The sequence below is a fragment of the Micromonospora tulbaghiae genome, from assembly GCF_900091605.1.
GTDB classification, from domain to species: Bacteria; Actinomycetota; Actinomycetes; order Mycobacteriales; family Micromonosporaceae; genus Micromonospora; species Micromonospora tulbaghiae.
In genome coordinates, this window is the sequence record NZ_FMCQ01000005.1 from 91705 (window position 1) to 111243 (window position 19539).

Below are 19539 nucleotides of genomic sequence, written 5' to 3' on the forward strand. Positions count from 1 at the left end.
GACCGCCGCTGTCGTCCGCCGCTTCGTGGCTCGTCGCCACGTCGATTACGGCCGCGTGCGCAGCGCGATCTGTCCGGCCCACTGACGACGCCCGACCCTTCCGTCTCGGGCGCGTACTCGCGCCGGCCGTCATCGACATCGCCGTCCACGGCCCTCTCCAGGGCCGGCCGCCGCGTCCGCGCTCCAGGCACCGCAGCAGACCCATGGAGGACGCCGCGATGGCGGTCAGCAGCACCCCGACCCGTCCCGACAGCCCGGCGCCTGCCGCCCGTGCGCCCCGCCGGCCACGCGGCGAGGGGCAGTGGGCGCTCGGGCACCGTGAGCCACTCAACCCCAACGAGCGGATCAAGAAGGACGACGACCCGCTGAACGTGCGGGACCGGATCGAGAACATCTACGCCCACCGCGGTTTCGCCTCCATCGACCCGCAGGACCTGCGCGGCCGGTTCCGCTGGTGGGGCCTCTACACCCAGCGCCGGGCCGGCATCGACGGCGGGCGTACGGCGGTGCTGGAGCCGCACGAGCTGGAGGACGAGTTCTTCATGCTCCGGGTGCGGGTAGACGGCGGCCAGCTCAACCTGGCCCAGCTCCGCGTGATCGCGGACATCTCCCGGGAGTTCGCCCGGGACACCGCCGACATCACCGACCGGCAGAACATCCAGTACCACTGGATCCGGGTCGAGGACATGCCGGAGATCTGGCGCCGGCTGGAGGCAGTCGGCCTGCAGACCACCGAGGCGTGCGGCGACTGCCCCCGGATCGTGCTCGGCAGCCCGGTGGCCGGGGTGGCCCGGGACGAGGTGCTCGACCCGACCCCGGCGATCGACGAGATCGTCCGCCGGTACGTCGGCGACAAGGCCTACTCCAACCTGCCCCGCAAGTTCAAGACCTCGATCTCCTGGCTGGTCGACACGCCGTACGAGGCGAACGACATCTCGTTCCTCGGCGTGGAGCACCCGGAGCACGGGCCCGGGTTCGACGTGTGGGTCGGCGGCGGGCTCTCCACCAACCCGATGCTCGCCAAGCGGCTCGGCGTCTGGGTGCCGCTGAACGAGGTACCGGACGTCTGGGCCGGTGTGGTCGGCATCTTCCGCGACTACGGCTACCGCCGGCTGCGCAACCGGGCCCGGCTGAAGTTCCTGGTCGCCGACTGGGGCGTGGAGCGCTTCCGGGAGGTGCTGGAGAAGGAGTACCTGGGCCGGACGCTGCTCGACGGTCCGGCCGCGGACCTGCCGGCGAAGCCGGTCGACCACATCGGCGTGCATCCGCAGAGCGACGGCGCGAACTACGTGGGCGCGGCCCCGGTGGTGGGCCGGGTCTCCGGCACCCAGCTTGCGCAGCTCGCCGACGTGGTCGAGGCGCACGGCAGCGGCCGGGTGCGGCTCACCCCGTACCAGAAGCTGCTCGTGCTGGACGTGCCGCCGGAGCGGACCGAGGAGCTGGTCGCGGCGCTGCGCGGAATCGGCCTGGAGGCCCGGCCGTCGGCCTGGCGGCGCGGCACGATGGCCTGCACCGGCATCGAGTTCTGCAAGCTCGCGATCGTGGAGACCAAGCGGCGCGGCGAGGATCTGGTCGCGCGCCTGGAGGAGCGGCTGCGCGACTTCGACGCGGACATCTCCATCCACCTCAACGGCTGCCCGAACGCCTGCGCCCGCACCCAGGTCGCGGACATCGGGCTCAAGGGCCAGCTTGTGGTCGGCCCGGACGGCCGGCAGGTCGAGGGCTTCCAGGTGCACCTCGGCGGCGGCCTCGGCATGGCGCAGGGGCAGACCGCCGGCTTCGGCCGCAAGCTGCGCGGCCTGAAGACCACCGCCGAGGAACTTCCGGAGTACGTGGAACGGCTGGCCCGCCGCTACCTGGCCGGCCGGACCGAGGGTGAGACGTTCGCCAACTGGGTGATCAGAGCCGACGAGGAGGAGCTCCGATGAGCGAGCGAAGCGAGGTGGCGCGATGAGCGATGCCCGATCCGCGCCTCTCTACTGCCCGTACTGCGGGGAGGAGGACCTGCGGCCGCACGAGGCCGGGCACGGCGCCTGGGAGTGCCACGCCTGCGCGCGGGTCTTCACGGTGAAGTTCACCGGCCTGCTGAGCCGGGCGGTGAACCGGTGACCGGCCTCGTCTCCGCCGCCGGCCTCGGCCTGATCGGCTCGGCCGAGCCGGCCCGCCGCGACCCGGAGGAGCTGCGCGCGCTGGCCGAGGAGGCCGGCCGGGAGCTGGCGGACGCGCCCGCGATCGAAATCGCCCGGTGGGCCGCGGAGACGTTCGGCGAGCGGTTCTGCGTGACCAGCTCGATGGCCGACGGCGTGGTGGCGCACCTGGTGTCCCGGGTCGCGCCCGGCGTCGACGTGGTGTTCCTGGACACCGGGCTGCACTTCCCGGAGACGCTGAGGGTCCGCGACGAGGTGGCCCGCCGGATGCCGGTGCGGGTGCGCTCGATCCGGCCCCGGATGACCGTGGGCCAGCAGGACGGCCAGTACGGCCCGCGCCTGTTCAACAGGTCCCCGGACGACTGCTGCCAGCTGCGCAAGGTGGAGCCGCTGGAGCGGGCGCTGTCCGGGTACGACGCCTGGGCCGCCGGGCTGCGCCGGGACGAGTCGCCGACCCGGGCGAACACGCCGGTGGTGGGCTTCGACGCGCGGCGCGGCAAGGTCAAGGTGAACCCGATCGCGGCGTGGACGCAGCGGGAGGTGGACGCCTACGTGGCCCGGTACGACATCCCGGTGAACGAGTTGTTCGCCCGCGGTTACGGCTCGATCGGCTGCTGGCCGTGCACCCGGCGGACGAAGGCGGGGGAGGACCCCCGGTCCGGCCGCTGGGCGATGTTCGAGAAGACCGAGTGCGGTCTGCACACCTGAGCGCCGGGCCACCGGTGGTGCTGGTGGCCCACGGCAGCCGTGACCCGCGTGCGGCCGAGGCGACGCGGGCGCTGGCCCGGGCCGTGGCGGACACGTGCCCCGGCCGTCCGGTGCTGCCGAGCTGGCTCGACCACACCGATCCCGGGCCGGCCGAGGTGCTGCGCGGGCTGGCCGCCGCCGGTCACTCCCGGGCGGTGCTGGTGCCGCTGCTGCTGACCGCCGCGTACCACCGGAAGGTGGACATCCCGGCGGCGGTCGCGGCGGCCGGCGCGGACATCGAGGTACGGGTGACCGACGTGCTGGGGCCGACCGGCGGCGGGGTGGACGGCGGGCTGTTGGACGGGCTGCGCCGCCGCCTGGCGGAGGCGACCGGTGACGGGCCGGGCGGGCTGGACGCGGTGGTGCTGGCGGCGGCCGGCACCCGGGATCCGGCGGCGCGTGCCTCGGTGGGGCGGGTCGCCGCGGCGTTCGGCGCGGGGCTGGGCGTGCCATGCCGCGTCTCGTACGCCTCGGCGGCGCCCCCGGAGGTCGGCGGCGCGGTGGCGCGACTGCGCGCCGCGGGTGCCCGCCGGGTCGCGGTGGCGGCCTACTTCCTGGCCCCGGGCCGGTTCCACGACGGGGTACGCATGTCGGCCCGGTCGGCCGGCGCGGTGGCCGTGGCGGATCCCCTGACCGACCTGCCGGAGCTGGCGGACCTGGTCCGGCGGCGGGTGGAGGCGGTGGCGGGCTGACCCGGTCCGGGACAGCAGAACGCCCCGGCCGGAATCCCGGCCGGGGCGTTCAGCGTGTACGGGTCAGGCGGAGTGAGCGCGCAGTACCCGGAGACCGCCGCGGCGCTTCACCGCGCGACGCTCCTCTTCGCTCATCCCACCCCAGACGCCGGCGTCCTGACCGGACTCCAGCGCCCACTGCAGGCACTGGTCGGTCACGGGGCAGCGCCGGCAGACGGCCTTCGCCTGCTCCACCTGCAGGAGGGCCGGGCCGGACGTCCCGATCGGGAAGAACAGCTCCGGGTCCTCGTCGCGGCAGACCGAATCGTGGCGCCAGTCCATGGCGGCAACACTCCTCATTCTTAGTGGGTGGCCAGATAACGCTTCGTTGCTATTTCTATTTGCGTCCGCATTGCCGAAAGGTGACGGTCAGCATCCATCAATTCGGCGCAGCGTGAGCAGGCTGTGGGGTGCCTGGACCTGCTGGAACAGCTCAACCGAACGAGCATATCCAGGCAATGTCCCGGCAACACGAGTTCGCTTGTGAATACTTTCACGAACTACAGCGATGTCAAGGGTGGCGCTCGGAAAAACTCCGAACAGTGAGCGGGCTCACCACCCATTTGTCCGGGTTTGCCAGAGCCCTGGTTACCCGGCGTGCCACAGTCGATAATCAATGTAGTACGGTCTGCGTGACGTTGCTGACATTTCCGGCACCCTTCCTCGGCGTGGCGGCCACCGCGCCCGCGCGGCGGGGGGTCCGCGTCAACCGACTGGGATACCCGAGACCTAGCAGATTACTCTCAGTGCGGCCGGAACGGATGTGAATCGGACTTTCTCCCGCTCGCCGAGGTAGTCCCCGTCCAACTGGAACGGCAACGGGCGGTCCGAGACCACGGTGAACTCCGCCACGTCGTGCAGCCGCAGCACCTGCTTGCCGTGCGGATCCGGTTGCCTGGAGAAGAACTGCACCGCCGTACGGGCCGTGCTGGCCACCCGCAGCCGCCGCAGCGCGAGCACGTCGAGCCCGAGGTCGAACGACGCCTCCGGGTTCGGGTTGATCTCCCGGTCGCCCAGGTACGTCCACGGCGCGGTGTTCTGGATTATCGCGGTGGCCAGTTCCGTCGCGGGCGCCTCACCCGGGCGCTCCAGCGTGATCGACGGGTGGCGGCGGTCCGAGCCGACGAAGTACTGACTCGCGGTGGAGCGGAAGTAGAGCGCCGGGGTGGAGACGCGCCCCTTCTTGCGGGCCTGTTCCACCCGGCGGATCACCGCCGCGTCCAGCCCGAAGCCGGCGCAGAACGTGAAGTAGCGGTCGTCGGCCCGGCCCAGCCCGATCGTGCGCGACCGGCCCAGCCGCAGCCCTTCGAGGATCATGCTGGTGCCGTCCGGCCACTCCCGGGGCAGCCCGAGCGCGCGGGCGAAGACGTTTGTCGAACCGCCCGGCACGGTGGCCAGCGCGGGCAGCCGCTCGGCCGAGGTCTGTCCGGTACGGAACGTCGGCGGCTCCGCCGCCATCAGGCCGTTCACCACCTCGTTGACGGTGCCGTCACCGCCGAGCGTGACGACCAGGTCGACGCCCTCCTGGGCGGCCTCCCGGGCCAGGTCCATGGCGTGGCCCCGTCGGCGGGTGTACCGCACCGACAGGTCGACTTCACTGCGCAACGCCCGGACCAGCACGTCCCGGCTGCGCTCGCTGGTGGTGGTGGCCTTCGGATTGACCACCAGGACGGCCCGCATGGGCGGCACTGTACCGCGACTACCCGCCGGTATCGTGGCGCCCGTGACGATCGACTCCGACCCGCTCCCCGGCACGCTGCGCGCCGCGGTGCTCCTGCTACGTGCCCAGGCGGTGGCGCTGGGGCTGATCGCGGTGTGGCTCATCTGGTCCGACCTCACCGCCGACACGACGGATCTGACCTCGGCACTGCTGGTGACCGTCTTCGCCGTCGGCGGCGCGGTGGCGCTCTGGGCGCTCGGCGGCGCGCTGTCCCGCCGCCGCGCCGGCGCCCGCGCGCCGGCCATCGTGCTGCAGCTCATGCTGCTGCCGGTCGGCTGGTTCATGATCGAGGGCGGCATGGGGTGGCTCGGGGCGCCGCTGATGGCGCTCGGGATCGGCATGGTCGGGCTGCTGGTGAGCGGTCCGACCAACCGCGCGCTGGGCTTCGGCGAGCAGGCCCGCTGAACGCCGGCCCAGGCACCTGAACGCAGGCCCGGCCCGGACACCGCCGGGCCGGTGACCGCGAAGACCGGTCAGAAGCCGGCGCGCCGGGTCAGCAGCGAGATGGTGGCCCGGCCACCGGACGCGTGGGCGTTCGCCCCGGTGGTCAGCGCGGTGAGCACCTTCCACGCGAACGACGACTCGGACGGGAGCGTGGCGCCCCGGACCGTCGGCACCGTCACCTCGACGGTGAGCGCGTCCTCGGTGACCGCGAAGCGGCACTCGAGTTCGGCGTCGCGGGTGGCGATGGCGAGCAGCATGGCGCACGCCTCGTCGACGGCGATGCGCAGATCCTCGATCTCGTCGAGGGCGAACTGGAGCCGGGCCGCGAGGCCGGCCGTGGCGGTGCGGAGCACGCCGAGGTAACCACCGTCGGCGGGCACGGTGAGGTGGACGACATCATCGTCCGTCGTCGGGTGCCCGGTCAGTTGAGTCACGGCTCCTCCCTCCGGTGCGGGACTCTACCCGGTCAGAGGGCGGGCCGCGTGGGCGCGGCCGTCGCGTGCGTGGCGAGCTCGTGCAACGCCGGCCCGGCCAGGCGGTACGGGGTCCACTCGTCCATCGGCGTGGCGCCGATCGCGGCGTAGAAGCGGGCCGCCGGATTCCAGTGGATCATCCACCACTCCAGCCGCTGGTAGCCGCGCTCCACGCAGATCGCGGCGAGCGTCGCCAGCAGCATGCGGCCCGCGCCGGTGCCCCGGGCGGCCGGGCGGACGTAGAGGTCCTCCAGGTAGATGCCGTGTACGCCGGCCCAGGTGGAGAAGTTGAGGAACCAGAGCGCGAAACCGAGCGGCCGGTCCGACGCGTCGACCGCGACGTGGCCGTACAGCGCCGGTGACGGGCCGAACAGGGCCGCGTCGAGCTGGTCCGTGGTGAGGTGGCACTGCTCGGGCGCGCGCTCGTACTCGGCGAGTTCGTGCACCATGGCGACGACGGCCGGTACGTCCTCGGGACGTACCGGCCGGATCGTCGGAGTGCCGTCGGGCGACGTCACGCCTGCTTGGTCTCCCAGAAGATCTTCGAGATCTCGTCGATCTTCGCCAGCAGCTCGTCGGCCTTGGCCGGGTCGGTGCCGCCCTTGGCGCCGGCCGCGCCGGCCAGCTTGGTGGCCTCGTTGAACAGCTGGTGCAGGTGCGGGTACTTCTCGAAGTGCGGTGCCTTGAAGTAGTCGGTCCAGAGCACCCACAGGTGGTGCTTGACCAGCTCGGCCCGCTGCTCCTTGATCAGGATGGCGCGGGTGCGGAACTCCGGGTCGGTGTTGGCCTGGTACTTCTCGCAGATCATTTTGACCGACTCGGCCTCGATCCGGGCCTGGGCCGGGTCGTATACGCCGCAGGGCAGGTCGCAGTGAGCGCTGGCCGTCACCCGGGGCGTGAGGATGCGGGGAAGGCGCATCAGGGTCCTCCATGGGTTGTTTGCGATGATCCAAGACGACATTACTCCTGGAGACGCCCTCAGGGGCTGGGAGGTGACATGGCGCCCACCGGTGGACCTCCGGCTCTGCGCGGCCCGCTGGTGCCGGTGCTGGTGACCGGCCCGTCCATGTCCCCGACGCTGCGTCACGGCGACGCGGTGCTGGTCCGCACCGGAGGCCGGCCGGTACGTCCCGGGGACGTCGTCGTCGCGGTGTTCCGCAGCCGTCCCGACCTGCTCGTCGTCAAGCGGGCGGTGGAACCCCGCGACGGCGGATGGTGGTTGCGCGGCGACAACGAGTTCGTCGCCGACGACTCCCGGGCGTACGGGGTCGCCGACGTCCGCGGCCGGGTGGTGGCCCGCTGGTGGCCGCGTCCGGGACGGGTCAGGAGCAGGTAACGACCGGAGCGGATATGACCCCGCTCACATACTGGGTGCCGAAGCGTGACTATGCTCGAAAAGTGCCCGGGTGACCCCCGCACCGCCGCGCCGCCGGTCGCTGACCACCGCTGACCACGCCGGCCGGTCCGTCTGCTCGACAGATCCTGGAGTCACCATGTCTTCGTCCACCCCGGACCCCGCCGATCCCGTCTTCCGCCTGCACGTCGGCGGCAAGATGGCAGTCGCCTCCACAGTGCCGCTGACCAGCCGCGAGGACCTCTCCCTCGCGTACACGCCGGGCGTCGCCCGGGTGTGCGAGGCGATCGCCGCCGACCCCGCGCTCGTCGACACCTACACCTGGGTGTCGCACACCGTCGCCGTGGTCACCGACGGTTCCGCCGTACTCGGTCTCGGCAACATCGGCCCGCGCGCCGCGCTGCCCGTGATGGAGGGCAAGGCGGTGCTGTTCAAGCAGTTCGCCGGCGTGGACGCGGTGCCGGTCTGCCTGGACACCCAGGACGTGGACGAGATCGTGGCGACGGTCAAGGCGCTCGCGCCCTCGTTCGGCGGGATCAACCTGGAGGACATCAGCGCACCGCGCTGCTTCGAGGTGGAGCGCCGGCTCGACGAGGCGCTGGACATCCCGGTCTTCCACGACGACCAGCACGGCACCGCGATCGTGGTGCTCGCCGCGCTGCGCAACGCCGCGACGCTGCTCAACCGCAAGCTCGGTGACCTGCGGGTGGCGGTCAGCGGCGCGGGCGCGGCCGGGGTGGCGGTCACCAAGATGCTGATCGCCGGCGGCGTCGACCCGGACCGGGTGGTGGTGTGCGACTCGCGCGGCATCATCGGCCGGCACCGCGAGCTGACCGGCACCAAGGCCGAGCTGGCCGAGATCACCAACGCCGAGGGCCGGCAGGGCGACATCACCGAGGCGCTGCGCGACGCGGACGTGCTCGTGGGCGTCTCCGGCGGCCAGATCCCGGAGGCGGCGGTGGCCGGCATGGCCCCCGGCGGCATCGTGTTCGCGCTGGCCAACCCCACCCCGGAGGTGCACCCCGAGGTGGCCGCCCGGCACGTGGCTGTGGTCGCCACCGGGCGCAGCGACTACCCGAACCAGATCAACAACGTGCTCGCGTTCCCGGGCGTGTTCCGTGGCGCGCTGGACGCCGGGGCCACCCGGATCACCGACTCGATGAAGGTGGCCGCCGCCGACGCCATCGCCGGCGTGGTGGCCGAGTCGCTGACCGCCGACGCGATCGTGCCGTCGCCGCTGGACCCGCGAGTCGCCCCGGCGGTGGCCGAGGCGGTCGCGGAGGCCGCCCGCCGCGACGGGGTCGCCCGCCGCTGACGTGTACGAGAAGGGGCCCGTCCTGTCGCGTTTCGCATAGGACGAGCCCCTTCTTAACTGCTGCTCAGCTTGTTACCGTGCCGATCATGCGTGCTGCCTTCGCCTCGGCCTTCGACGCCGACAACCCGCTCGCCGCGCTCGCCGTCGGCGACCGTCCCGAGCCGACCCACCCGCAGGACGACTGGGTCACGGTGCGGGTGCGGGCCAGCTCGCTCAACCACCACGACCTCTGGTCGCTGCGCGGCGTGGGTCTGACCGCCGACCAGCTCCCGATGATCCTGGGCTGCGACGCGGTCGGCACCGACCCGGACGGCAACGAGGTGGTCATCTACCCGGTGGTGCCCACCCCTGGCGACCCGCGTGGGGTCTCCATCCTCTCCGAGCACTACCAGGGCACGTTCGCCGAGCTTGTCGCCGTACCCCGGATGAACCTGCTGCCGTTGCCCGACGGCCTGTCGGCGACCGACGCGGCGTGCCTGCCGACGGCGTGGCTCACCGCCTGGCGGATGCTGACCACCAAGGGCCGGGTCGCCGACGGCGAGTCGGTGCTGGTCCAGGGCGCCGGCGGTGGCGTGGCCACCGCGGCCGTCGCGCTCGGCGTCGCGCTCGGCAAGCGGGTGTACGCGACCAGCCGCGACGCCGCCAAGCGGGAGCGGATCACCGAGCTGGGCGCGACCGCGCTGGAGCCCGGCGCGCGGCTGCCGGAACGGGTCGACGTGGTGATCGAGACGGTCGGCGCGGCCACCTTCGACCACTCGCTGAAGTCGGCCGCCCCGACGGCCCGGATCGTGGTCTCCGGCGCCACCGCCGGTCACGAGCCCAAGATCAACCTGCGCCGGGTCTTCGCCATGCAGCTGGAGATCCTCGGCACCTCGATGGGCACCCCGGACGAGCTGACCGAGCTGCTCGCGTTCTGCGCCGAGCACGAGGTGCGCCCGGTCGTCGACCGGGTGGTGCCGTTCAGCGAGATCTCCGAGGCGTTCGCCCGGCTGCACTCCGGTGAGGTCTTCGGCAAGGTGGTCGTCGACCACACCGCCTGACGCCTCAGAGCCGGTCGTCCAGGGTGGCCAGGCCGCCCCGGGCGGCGTCGGCCGGGAGGCGCTTCTTCGCCGCCGGGTCGCCGTAGAGCGTCCAGCGGAGGAACTCGACTGTGGTGTCGGCGACCACGCCCAGCGCCTTGCCGTCGCCGAGCAGCGCCCGGCCGTGGTCGCCCTTGGGCAGGCTGAGCATCGCCTTCGGCCACGGCACCGCGTCGTACACGGCCTTGCCGGCGGCGTACGACACCACCTCGTCGGCCTCCCCGTGCACGAACAACTGCGGCGCGGCGGCGCCGGCGAAGGCGGTGCCCACGCCGAGCGCGGTACCGGCGAAGACGATGCCCGCGTCCAGCCGCTCGTCCCGGCCGGCGGTGAACAGCCCGATCGTGGTCACGCCACCGGCGCTGTGCCCGGTCGCGGCCACCCGCTCCGGGTCCAGCCGGCCGCGCAGCGGATCACCCGCCTTCTCACCCAGCGCGAGCACCTGCGTCAGCACGTACGACACGTCGGCCGGCTGGTTGAGCACGTCCAGCGGGTTGCCGTCGGTGCCCCGGGAGGTGTGCGGGAAACGCGGCGCGGCGACCACGAAACCGGCCGCCGCCCAGCGCGTCAGCAGCGCCTGGTAGTCCTCCGGCCGCGCGCTCAGGCCGTGGCTGAACAGCACCACGGGGAACCGCCCGTCCGCCGCCGGGGCGGAACGCTCGACCGCGCCACGGGCAGCGCCCGCCGCCGGATACCAGAGCGTCACCGGCAACGGCCGGTCGCCGTCGCGGTTCAGCTTCACCTGGCGTACGCCGACCGCGAAGCTCTCCGCAGGCGCCTTGCCGGCGGGTACGCGCGGAGCGGGTGTGGTGGTGGTCGGTGGGGCGTCGGGTGCGGGCCGCCCGGCCGGGGCGGTGGGCTGCTCCGAGCAGCCGGTGAGGGCGGCGCCGAGCACGGCGGCGGTGAGCAGGGCGACGGGACGACGGCGCATGAACTCGATTGTGCCTCGCGATCGGGGCAACCAGGCCCGGTCAGCGCGCCGGGTGACCGCCCGCTGACGCCCGGAGACGCGCCAGGTCGGCGGCGTCCTTGGCCCGGCGGGGGCGCTCCGGCATCCAGACCGGGAACATCTCCTTGAACTCGATCTGCGCCGCGACGCTGATCACCGGCGCCGTGAGCGTGCCGATCCGGCCCGGCCGCCCGGCCAGCATGCCTTCCGGCAGGAGCGTGCCCGCCCACGGTCCGGCGCCGACGACGACCCGGCCGTCCGCGTCCCGGTCGAGGTACGCGAAGCTCAGTTCGACGTCGTCGCGCAGCAGGTCGAGCTGCGTCGTGGCGGGCATCCGGGGGTCGGGGCGCCAGCCGAGCGCGCCGAGCCGGTCGGCCAGCGTGTCGGCGTCCCGCCGCCAGCAGTACCAGTCGACGTCGACATGCGGCCGGGTCACTTCGCCGAGGTGGAAGTCCATCGCCCACCCCCCGCGCAGCCACACGTCCGCCCCGCAGGCGTCGCACACGTCGACGACCTCGCGGATCGCCCCCAGCTGCCGCCCGTCCAGCCCGTCCACCCCGGCACCCTACCCACCCCGCCCCGGGGCGCGTCGATCATGAACTTGGCGGCGATCGCTGTCCGGTTTGTCGCCGTCAACTTCATGATCGACGGTGCTCGGGTGGGGCAGGGGTCAGGTGGGGAGTGAGCGGGTGGTGAAGGTGGTCAGGTCGGGGGCTGTGGCGTCGGTGGGGAGGCGGCGCAGGGCGGCGCGGTCGGCGTAGAGCGTCCAGCGCAGGAAGTCGGTGGTGGTGGCGAGCACCTGGGCGAAGCCGGGTCGCCCGGGCGTCAGGTACTCGCCGTGGCCCTGACCGGTGAGGCTCAGGAAGGCGGCCGGCCCGAGACAGCGGGCGTACGCGGCCCGGCCGATCGGCTCCGGCACGATCCGGTCGGCGCTCCCGTGCACGAACAGCATCGGCGCGAGCGGCCGGGAGAGCCCGGCGACCATCCGGCCACCGGCGATCACGATTCCGGCCCGTACCGGGAACGGCTGCCCGGAGGCGAACATGCCGAGCGTGGTGTGCCCGCCGGCCGAGTGCCCGGCGGCGGCGAACCGGTCCACTGCCATGTGCGCGCCGAGCGGATCCCCGGGCCGGGCGCCCAGCCGGACCAGGTGTCGGATCAGTCGCCAGGCGTCGGCCGGCTGGTTGCGGACGTCGTCGCGGGTGAAGGCGCGGGCGCGCTGGTTCGTACGCGGATAGGTGGGCGCGACCACCACGAAGCCGGCGGCGGCCCAGCGGCTGGTCAGCGCCGCGTGCAGGGCGGGCAGGCTGCGCAGCCCGTGGCTGTAGAGCACCACCGGGAACCGGCCGGCGGCGAACGGGGCTCCCGGCCGGACGCGGGGTCCAGGGCTCGACGGTGTGGCGCGTCCGGAGCCGGACGGGGCCGCGGAGACGGACGGGCGAGAAGGCAGGGCCGAAGCGCGAGGCCCGCGCGGGCCGGACAGGACCGGCGCGAGATCGACACCAGCCGAGCCGGGACCAGCCGAAACAGGGCCGGCCGACACGGGGCCGGCCGTGTACGGCGGTGCGGAAGACTGCTGTGCCGGGTACCACACGGTGACCGGCAGCGGCCGCCTGCCGTCCGGATCGAGCGTGAACTGTCGCATCCCGACCGCGTACTGGTGCTCCGGCGCGGGCCCGACGGCGGCCGGGACCGGGTCGGACGTGGCCACGGCCGGGCCGCAACCGGCCAGCAGCGCCGTCATCAGCGCGGCGACCAGCCGCTGCCCCCTCACACCTGCACGGTAGGCAGCCGAGCGGTCGGCCCGCGCCCGCCGTCCGGGCCGGTCGGTGCCGCCACCCGGGCGGCTCCCGCCTCCACCGGGTGGCCGGGTTCGCCCGATCCCGCCGACCGGATCCGCAGGTGGCGGCCCGGCGGGACATTCCGGTCCGGGCGGCTTCGCTAGGGTCAGCCGCATGGCTGAGAACTACACCGACCCGAGTGGCAACACCGCGCAGTTCCGCGCATTCGTCGATTCTCCCGAGCCGGCCGCGTCGGCGTCGCCGCCGTCACGCCTGCCGCTGATCGCCGGCGTGGCCGTCGCCGCCGTGGTGGTGGTCGCCCTGGTCGCCTGGATCGCCCTGGGCTGACCCGGCCCGCGCGGGAAGCGAGGCGGCGAGCAAGCATGGTCCGGCCCCGGCTTACGCCGGGGATCCGGCGCACGTGACACGCGGTCAGACGCCCAGCACCTCGCGGGTCTCGCGGGCGATCTCCCGCTCCTCGTCGGTGCCGACCACGAGCACCGCCACCTCCGCGCCGTCCGGGGAGACGACCCGGTCGCCGTGGCCGTCGTTGCGCGCCGGGTCGACCGCGACGCCCAGCCGCTCCAGCCCGGCCAGCGACGCCGCCCGCACCGGTGCGGCGTGCTCGCCGACCCCGGCGGTGAACGCGATCGCGTCGACCCGGCCGAGCAGCGCGTAGTACGCACCCACGTAGCCGGTGATCCGGCGGCAGTAGACGTCGAACGCCAGCGTCGCTTCCGGGTCGCCGGCGTCGCGGCGGGCCAGCACCTCCCGCATGTCGTTGACGCCGGTCAGCCCGAGCAGGCCGCTGCGGTGGTTGAGCAGGTCGTCGATGTCGTCCACGACCATGCCGCCCTCGCGGCGCAGGTGGAAGATGACTGTCGGGTCGAGGTCGCCGCTGCGGGTACCCATCACCAGGCCCTCCAGCGGGGACATGCCCATCGAGGTGGCCACGCTGCGGCCTCCCTGGACCGCGCACGCGCTCGCCCCGTTGCCCAGGTGCAGGGTGATCGTGTTCAGCTCGTCGTACGGGCGGTCGAGCAGGTCGGCGACGCGACGCGAGACGTACGCGTGCGAGGTGCCGTGGAAGCCGTAGCGGCGGACGCCGTACCGCTCGGCGGTGGCCTTGTCGATCGCGTACGTGGCGCCGGCCTCGGGCAGCGTGTGGTGGAACGCGGTGTCGAAGACCGCCACCTGCGGGGTGTCCGGCAGCGCCTCCCGGGCCACCCGGATGCCGGCCAGGTTGGCCGGGTTGTGCAGTGGCGCCAGCGGCACCAGATCCTCGATGGCGGCCACGACCGCGTCGTCGATGCGTACCGGCGCGCTGAACTTCCGCCCGCCGTGCACCACCCGGTGGCCGACGCCGGACAGCCCGGTCAGGTCTAGCCGGCCGATGATCTCCCGGACCGCGCTCTCGTGGTCGGCCGGCCCGCCGCCGGGTTCGCCGATCCGCTCGACTGTGCCCTTGTCCAGGACGTCGTCGCCGTCGTACAGCCGGTACTTGACCGACGAGGACCCGCTGTTGAGGACCAGGATGCGGCTCATTCCGACGCCTCCGCGGCGGCCTGGATGGCGGTGATCGCCACCGTGTTGACGATGTCCGCCACGGTAGCGCCCCGGGACAGGTCGTTCACCGGCCGGCGCAGGCCCTGCATGACCGGCCCGACCGCCACCGCCCCGGCCGACCGCTGCACCGCCTTGTACGTGTTGTTGCCGGTGTTGAGGTCCGGGAAGATGAACACGGTCGCCCGCCCCGCGACCGGGCTGTCCGGCAGCTTGGTGGCCGCCACCTGCGGGTCGATCGCCGCGTCGTACTGGATCGGTCCCTCGACCAGCAGGTCGGGCCGGCGTTCCCGGACCAGCTTCGTGGCCGCCGCGACCTTCTCCACGTCGGCGCCGGCGCCGGAGCTGCCGGTGGAGTACGACAGCATCGCCACCCGCGGCTCGATGCCGAACCGGGCCGCGGTGTCGGCAGACGAGATGGCGATGTCGGCGAGCTGGTCGGCGTCCGGGTCGGGGTTGACGGCGCAGTCGCCGTACACCAGCACCCGGTCGGCGAGCAGCATGAAGAAGACGCTGGAGGCGACCGAGACGCCGGGCACGGTCCGGATGATCTCGAACGCGGGCCGGATGGTGGCGGCTGTGGTGTGGGTGGCGCCGGAGACCATGCCGTCGGCGTGACCGGTCTGCACCATCATCGTGCCGAAGTAGTTGGCCTGCGCCACGATGTCGTGCGCCAGCTCCACTGTGACGCCGCGGTGGGCGCGCAACTGCGCGTACGCCTGGGCGAACTCGTCCCGCCACGGGCTGGTCGCCGGGTCGACGATCTGGGCGTCACCGAGGTCGACGCCCAGTTCCCGGGTCCGCCTGGCGATCTCGTCCGGGCGGCCGAGCAGGGTGATCTCCGCGACGCCCCGGCGCAGCAGCACCTCGGTGGCGCGCAGGATCCGCTCGTCCGCGCCCTCGGGCAGCACCAGCCGGCGGCGCCGGGCGCGGGCCCGGTCGATCAGGTCGTTCTCGAACATCAGCGGGGTGACCCGCGCGGACCGGCTGACCCGCAGCCGACGGGCCAGGTCGTCGGTGTCCACGCAGCGTTCGAACGCGCCGAGCGCGGCCTCGACCTTGCGCGGGTTGGCGGTGCTGGGGCGGCCCTCGATGCGGCTGGACGCGGACACCGTGTCGTAGCTGTCGCTGGGCACCGACAGCACTGGGAGCCCGGTGTTCATCCGCTCGACCAGGCGCATGGCGCGCGGGTCGGGCTGTTCGCCGAGCGTGAGCACCAGCCCGGCCAGCGACACCTGCCCGGCCACGTGCGCGGCGCCGGCGGCGACCAGCAGGTCGGCGCGGTCGCCCGGGGTGATCACCAGCGCCCCGTCGGTGAGGTGGTCCAGCAGCGTCGGCACGTGCGCCGCGCCCACCACGTAGTCGAGCACGTCGCGGTCGAGCGCGGTCTCGTCGCCGGTGAGCACGGTGCCGTGCAGCGCCGCCGCCACCTCGGCCACCGTCGGCGCCGACACGGTCGGCACCTCCGGGATCGCGTACGCGGGCACCGGCAGCTCGGGCAGCGTCATGGGCTCCGGCACGCGGTTGGCCAGTGCCGCGATCACCGTCGCGCCGAGGTCGACCAGATCGTGGTACGCGCCACGCAGTGCCGCCGCGATCGAGTCGGGCGCCTGCCCGAACCCGTCCACCACGGGCACCACGACGCTGCCGAACTCGGTCGCCAGGCGGGCGTTGAAGGCCAGCTCGCGTGGCCCGGTGCCGTCGCCGTAGGCGAAGTCGCTGCCGACCACCACTATCGCCGGGCAGCGCCGTTCGACCTCCCGGTAGCGGGTGACGATCCGGGAGATCAGCTCCTCCCGGCGGCCGTCCGCGACGAGCGCGCTCGCCTCGGCGTACGTGGCGCCGTACAGCTCGTCGACCGGCAGTTCCATCCGGTAGCGCTCGGTGAGCAGGGCGAGGATCGGGTCGGCGCCGTCACCGGCGACGAGCGGCCGGAACGCGCCTATCCGTTCCACCTGCCGGGACAACAGCTCGGCCAGCCCGAGCGCCACTGTCGATTTTCCCCCGCCGGAGCCGACGCCGGTGAGGTACACGCTGCGAGCCACGGCACCCAACCTACAAGATCGAGGTCGGTGCTGTCCGTTCTGCCTGGTCAGCACGGCTAGCCGGGGGAGAAGGTGGGAATTTCTCGCATCTACACTTGGCTTGTGGAAGGCCCGACCGCACTGATTCCTGTCGTACCGGAATCGCCCCCCGTCTTCGTCGACCCGAGCGGGCGGCGACGCCGGCGGCTGCGCCGTCTCGCCTACTGCGCCGGCGCGGCGGGTGTGATCTACACGGTCATGGTCGGAGTCAGCTTCGCCGGCGGGCCGATCACCCCGGACACCGTCATCCCGTTCGTCGAGCCGAGCACCGAGCAGCGGCTGCCGTCGCCGGGCCAGCCGGCGTCGCCGTCACCCGCGGTCACCCGTGCCACGCCGGCGACGCCCACCGACGTCGGTACCGCCGCGACACGTGCGCCGGCCACCTCCGCCTCGCCCGCAAGCGCGGTCCCACCCAGCCCCGGGTATCAACGCCCGACCCGGCCCGCCCCGACCGCGCCCCGGACCACCCAGGCGCCGGCCACCACCGCGCCGCCCACCGCCCCCACCGACGAGGTGCCGCCGCCCGCTGTCGACCCGCCGTCCGTCGTCGACCCGCCCGCCGACCCCGCCGCGCCGGCCGCGCCCGCCGATGAGTGACGAGGCACCCACCCGCCCGTCGAACCGCGACCAGCCCACCGTCCCGCTGGGCCCCCGCCGCGTGCACGCCCTCCGGCGGCCCCGGGCCGGACGGCAGCCGGACGAGGCCACCGTCGTCCTGGACGTCCGGCAGCTCCCCGGCGCGCGCCGGTCCCGCGGCCGGCGTCTGCTGCCCCGGCCGAGCTGGGCCCTGGTCGCCATGGTCATGGTCGTCCTGGGCGGCCTGCTGGTCGTCGAGGCGTACACGAACGCCGCGTTCGTGCCCGACAACCGGGTGACGTCCGGCAGCCAGCGGGAGGTCCCCAGCTCGGTGATCGGAGGCGGCCCGATCGTCAACGTCGGCGCGGAGGGCCGCACCCAGTCGCACCGCCTGCCGCCGCGTACCGTCGCGCTCACCTTCGACGACGGACCCGACCCGCAGTGGACGCCGGAGGTGCTGCGCGTCCTGGACAAGTACCAGGTGAAGGGCACCTTCTTCGTCATCGGCTCGCAGGTCGTCCGCAACCCGGAGGTGACCCGCCGGCTGGTGGCCGAGGGACACGAGCTGGGCGTGCACACGTTCACCCACCCCGACCTCGCCGCGCTGCCGGAGTGGCGGCGCGAGCTGGAGTACGCGCAGACGCAGCTCGCCATCGCCAGCACCACGGGCGTCCGGCCGTCGCTGCTGCGGTTCCCGTACTCGTCCCGCGCCGACGCGTACACCGACCGGGACTGGCCGATGCTGCGGCAGGCGGGCGAGCTGGGCTACCTCACAGTCGTAAACGACGTCGACAGCCGGGACTGGGAGCTTCCGTCGGCCGAGGAGATGGTCGCCAACGCCACGCCCGACGGGACGGCCGGCACGATCGCGCTCTGGCACGACGCGGGCGGCGACCGGTCCGGCACCGTGGCCGCGCTGGACCGGTACATCCCGGCGATGCTGGAACGCGGGTACCGCTTCACCACGGTCAGCGAAGGGCTCAACCACACGCTCGCGGCCGCCGGAGTGTCCGGCCCGGTGGGCGGGCAGACGGCGGCCTCGCTCGACGAGCGGTTGCGGGGCCACGTGCTGGTCGGCGCGGTACGCGTGGCCGACGGCATGTTCGGGGTGCTCGGCGTCTTCTTCGTGCTCGTCGGGGTGCTCACCGTCGGCCGGACCCTGCTGCTGTTCGTCCTGGCCACACAGCACGCGCGCCGCCGCCGTCGCCGCGACTGGTCCTGGGGGCCGCCGGTCACCGAACCGGTCTCGGTGATCGTGCCCGCGTACAACGAGCGGGAGGGCATCGCCGCGGCGGTCCGCTCGCTGGCCCTGGGCGACCATCCCGGCGGCATCGAGGTGGTGGTGGTCGACGACGGCTCGACCGACGGCACCGCCGACATCGTCGCGGCGCTGGGGCTGCCGAACGTCCGGGTCGTCCGCAAGCCCAACGGCGGCAAGCCGAGCGCCCTCAACACCGGCGTCGCGCTGGCCCGGCACGACCTCATCGTCATGGTCGACGGCGACACGATCTTCGAGCCGGACTCGGTCCGCCGGCTGGTCCAGCCCTTCGCCGACCCCCGGGTCGGCGTGGTCGCCGGCAACGTCAAGGTCGGCAACCGCCGCGGCCTGATCGCCAAGTGGCAGCACATCGAGTACGTCATCGGCTTCAACCTCGACCGCCGCCTCTACGAGACGCTGCGCTGCATGCCCACCGTCCCGGGCGCGATCGGCGCGTTCCGGCGTCAGGCGCTGGAGCAGGTGGGCGGCATGACCGACGACACGCTGGCGGAGGACACCGACGTCACCATCGCCATCGGCCGCGCCGGCTGGCACATCGTGTACGAGGAGAGCGCCCGCGCCTGGACCGAGGCGCCGACCACCATCGGCCAGTTGTGGAAGCAGCGGTACCGGTGGAGCTACGGCACCATGCAGGCGATGTGGAAGCACCGGCGCTCGGTGATCGACAGCGGCCCGTCGGGCCGGTTCGGACGGCGGTGCCTGTCGTTCCTGACGCTCTTCGGTGTGCTGCTGCCGCTGGCCGCACCGGTGATCGATTTGCTCGCGATCTACGGGCTGATCTTCCTGGACCGCAGCGACACGGTGGTGGCCTGGCTGGCGATGCTCGCGCTCCAGCTCCTCACCGCGGTGCTGGCCTTCCGGCTGGACCGGGAGAAGCTCGGCGTGCTGTGGGTGCTGCCGTTGCAGCAGTTCGTCTACCGCCAGGTGATGTACCTGGTGCTGCTCCAGGCGGTCGGCACCGCGCTGACCGGCGGCCGGCTGGGCTGGCAGAAGCTGCGGCGTACCGGAGATCTCCAGGTGCTCGGGCGGGGCGCGACCGGCTGAGGCCCGGCCGCGCGGCGCGTCGGTCCGTCGCCCGGGTCAGTCGTCGTCCGGGTCGTCGAGACGGGCCAGCCAGGTGGCGAACCGCTCGATCGGGGTCTCGAACTCCGGGTTCAGGTCGACGAAGTCACGCAGCCGCTCGCCCAGCCACTCCATGCTGACCTGCTCGTCGCCACGGCGCTCGACCAGCTCCTCGATGCCACGGTCGGTGAAGTACACGGTGTTCCTCTCGTCGTCGTACGGCAGCGGCCCGCCC

The 19539-nt window shown here is 73.3% G+C and carries 22 protein-coding genes; 11 read left to right on the forward strand and 11 right to left on the reverse strand.

The genetic code is table 11. The annotated features are described in order from the left end of the window. Window positions 1-218 precede the first annotated feature (218 nt). The 4 genes from GA0070562_RS16425 to GA0070562_RS16435 are packed head-to-tail and all read left to right on the forward strand — an operon-like array spanning window position 219 to window position 3586. Entirely contained in the window at window positions 219-1928 is a 1710-nt protein-coding gene (locus GA0070562_RS16425; protein ID WP_091423255.1) for a nitrite/sulfite reductase, read from the forward strand. A 22-nt stretch (window positions 1929-1950) separates the two neighbouring features. Further along, entirely contained in the window at window positions 1951-2109 is a 159-nt protein-coding gene (locus GA0070562_RS29990; protein WP_120573286.1) for an IS1 family transposase, read from the forward strand. After that, entirely contained in the window at window positions 2106-2855 is a 750-nt protein-coding gene (locus GA0070562_RS16430) for a phosphoadenylyl-sulfate reductase (RefSeq protein ID WP_091422323.1), read from the forward strand. The genes GA0070562_RS29990 and GA0070562_RS16430 overlap by 4 nt, the downstream gene beginning before the upstream one ends. Beyond that, the gene (locus GA0070562_RS16435) at window positions 2837-3586 is read left to right on the forward strand and encodes a sirohydrochlorin chelatase (protein WP_175438765.1); all 750 of its coding nucleotides are present in this window, start codon (window positions 2837-2839) and stop codon (window positions 3584-3586) included. Before GA0070562_RS16430 ends, GA0070562_RS16435 begins: the two co-directional genes overlap by 19 nt. A 63-nt stretch (window positions 3587-3649) precedes the next feature. Here GA0070562_RS16435 and GA0070562_RS16440 read toward each other — a convergent pair whose 3' ends face one another. Then, complete coding sequence (locus tag GA0070562_RS16440) at window positions 3650-3907, reverse strand: WhiB family transcriptional regulator (protein WP_013288358.1); 258 nt, start codon at window positions 3905-3907, stop codon at window positions 3650-3652. A 447-nt stretch (window positions 3908-4354) separates the two neighbouring features. Then, window positions 4355-5305 (reverse strand): diacylglycerol/lipid kinase family protein, encoded by a 951-nt coding sequence (locus tag GA0070562_RS16445; RefSeq protein WP_091422330.1) that lies wholly within the window; start codon window positions 5303-5305, stop codon window positions 4355-4357. Between the two features lie 43 nt (window positions 5306-5348). Here GA0070562_RS16445 and GA0070562_RS16450 point away from each other — a divergent pair, with 43 nt between their 5' ends. Beyond that, complete coding sequence (locus GA0070562_RS16450; RefSeq protein WP_091423258.1) at window positions 5349-5750, forward strand: hypothetical protein; 402 nt, start codon at window positions 5349-5351, stop codon at window positions 5748-5750. Window positions 5751-5818: 68 nt separating this feature from the next. Here GA0070562_RS16450 and GA0070562_RS16455 read toward each other — a convergent pair whose 3' ends face one another. The 3 genes from GA0070562_RS16455 to sodN are packed head-to-tail and all read right to left on the reverse strand — an operon-like array spanning window position 5819 to window position 7181. Continuing rightward, window positions 5819-6223, reverse strand: coding sequence for an ATP-binding protein (locus GA0070562_RS16455; protein ID WP_091422333.1), 405 nt, complete (start codon window positions 6221-6223; stop codon window positions 5819-5821). 32 nt (window positions 6224-6255) lie between these two features. Further along, the gene (locus tag GA0070562_RS16460) at window positions 6256-6780 is read right to left on the reverse strand and encodes a GNAT family N-acetyltransferase (protein ID WP_091422337.1); all 525 of its coding nucleotides are present in this window, start codon (window positions 6778-6780) and stop codon (window positions 6256-6258) included. Further along, window positions 6777-7181 carry a superoxide dismutase, Ni gene (gene sodN, locus GA0070562_RS16465; protein ID WP_013288353.1) on the reverse strand — a complete coding sequence of 135 codons (405 nt, stop codon included), beginning with the start codon at window positions 7179-7181 and terminating at the stop codon, window positions 6777-6779. The genes GA0070562_RS16460 and sodN overlap by 4 nt, the downstream gene beginning before the upstream one ends. A gap of 78 nt (window positions 7182-7259) precedes the next feature. On the opposite strand from sodN, the gene GA0070562_RS16470 reads away from it, so the two are divergent. The 3 genes from GA0070562_RS16470 to GA0070562_RS16480 all read left to right on the forward strand — a co-directional run bounded on the left by GA0070562_RS16470 (window position 7260) and on the right by GA0070562_RS16480 (window position 9971). Next, window positions 7260-7598: a S26 family signal peptidase gene (locus GA0070562_RS16470; protein WP_091422340.1), complete on the forward strand. Its 339-nt coding sequence runs from the start codon at window positions 7260-7262 to the stop codon at window positions 7596-7598. A gap of 157 nt (window positions 7599-7755) precedes the next feature. Then, complete coding sequence (locus GA0070562_RS16475) at window positions 7756-8931, forward strand: NAD(P)-dependent malic enzyme (RefSeq protein ID WP_091422344.1); 1176 nt, start codon at window positions 7756-7758, stop codon at window positions 8929-8931. A gap of 77 nt (window positions 8932-9008) precedes the next feature. After that, the gene (locus GA0070562_RS16480) at window positions 9009-9971 is read left to right on the forward strand and encodes a zinc-binding dehydrogenase (protein ID WP_175438766.1); all 963 of its coding nucleotides are present in this window, start codon (window positions 9009-9011) and stop codon (window positions 9969-9971) included. 4 nt (window positions 9972-9975) lie between these two features. Here the strand turns inward: GA0070562_RS16480 and GA0070562_RS16485 are convergent, their stop codons facing one another. The 3 genes from GA0070562_RS16485 to GA0070562_RS16495 all read right to left on the reverse strand — a co-directional run bounded on the left by GA0070562_RS16485 (window position 9976) and on the right by GA0070562_RS16495 (window position 12733). Then, on the reverse strand, window positions 9976-10941 hold the full coding sequence (locus GA0070562_RS16485; protein ID WP_091422347.1) for an alpha/beta hydrolase family protein: 966 nt from the start codon (window positions 10939-10941) through the stop codon (window positions 9976-9978). Between the two features lie 40 nt (window positions 10942-10981). Further along, window positions 10982-11515 carry a nucleotidyltransferase domain-containing protein gene (locus GA0070562_RS16490; RefSeq protein ID WP_091422349.1) on the reverse strand — a complete coding sequence of 178 codons (534 nt, stop codon included), beginning with the start codon at window positions 11513-11515 and terminating at the stop codon, window positions 10982-10984. A gap of 114 nt (window positions 11516-11629) precedes the next feature. After that, window positions 11630-12733, reverse strand: a complete 1104-nt coding sequence (locus tag GA0070562_RS16495) for an alpha/beta hydrolase family protein (RefSeq protein WP_091422352.1) — start codon at window positions 12731-12733, stop codon at window positions 11630-11632. A 181-nt stretch (window positions 12734-12914) separates the two neighbouring features. Between GA0070562_RS16495 and GA0070562_RS30280 the strand changes: the two genes are divergently transcribed. Then, window positions 12915-13088: a hypothetical protein gene (locus GA0070562_RS30280; RefSeq protein WP_175438767.1), complete on the forward strand. Its 174-nt coding sequence runs from the start codon at window positions 12915-12917 to the stop codon at window positions 13086-13088. 84 nt (window positions 13089-13172) lie between these two features. Here GA0070562_RS30280 and GA0070562_RS16500 read toward each other — a convergent pair whose 3' ends face one another. Together GA0070562_RS16500 and pta are read right to left on the reverse strand one after the other, a co-directional pair. Then, window positions 13173-14285, reverse strand: coding sequence for an acetate/propionate family kinase (locus tag GA0070562_RS16500; RefSeq protein ID WP_091422355.1), 1113 nt, complete (start codon window positions 14283-14285; stop codon window positions 13173-13175). After that, window positions 14282-16357 carry a phosphate acetyltransferase gene (gene pta, locus GA0070562_RS16505; RefSeq protein ID WP_091422358.1) on the reverse strand — a complete coding sequence of 692 codons (2076 nt, stop codon included), beginning with the start codon at window positions 16355-16357 and terminating at the stop codon, window positions 14282-14284. The genes GA0070562_RS16500 and pta overlap by 4 nt, the downstream gene beginning before the upstream one ends. A gap of 93 nt (window positions 16358-16450) precedes the next feature. Here pta and GA0070562_RS30285 point away from each other — a divergent pair, with 93 nt between their 5' ends. After that, on the forward strand, window positions 16451-16984 hold the full coding sequence (locus tag GA0070562_RS30285; protein WP_175438768.1) for a hypothetical protein: 534 nt from the start codon (window positions 16451-16453) through the stop codon (window positions 16982-16984). Beyond that, a complete protein-coding gene (locus tag GA0070562_RS16515) occupies window positions 16977-19286 on the forward strand; it encodes a bifunctional polysaccharide deacetylase/glycosyltransferase family 2 protein (RefSeq protein WP_091422361.1) in 2310 nt (769 codons plus the stop codon). The genes GA0070562_RS30285 and GA0070562_RS16515 overlap by 8 nt, the downstream gene beginning before the upstream one ends. Before the next feature lie 36 nt (window positions 19287-19322). Here GA0070562_RS16515 and GA0070562_RS16520 read toward each other — a convergent pair whose 3' ends face one another. After that, a complete protein-coding gene (locus GA0070562_RS16520) occupies window positions 19323-19502 on the reverse strand; it encodes a DUF6104 family protein (RefSeq protein ID WP_091422365.1) in 180 nt (59 codons plus the stop codon). Window positions 19503-19539: the final 37 nt, after the last annotated feature.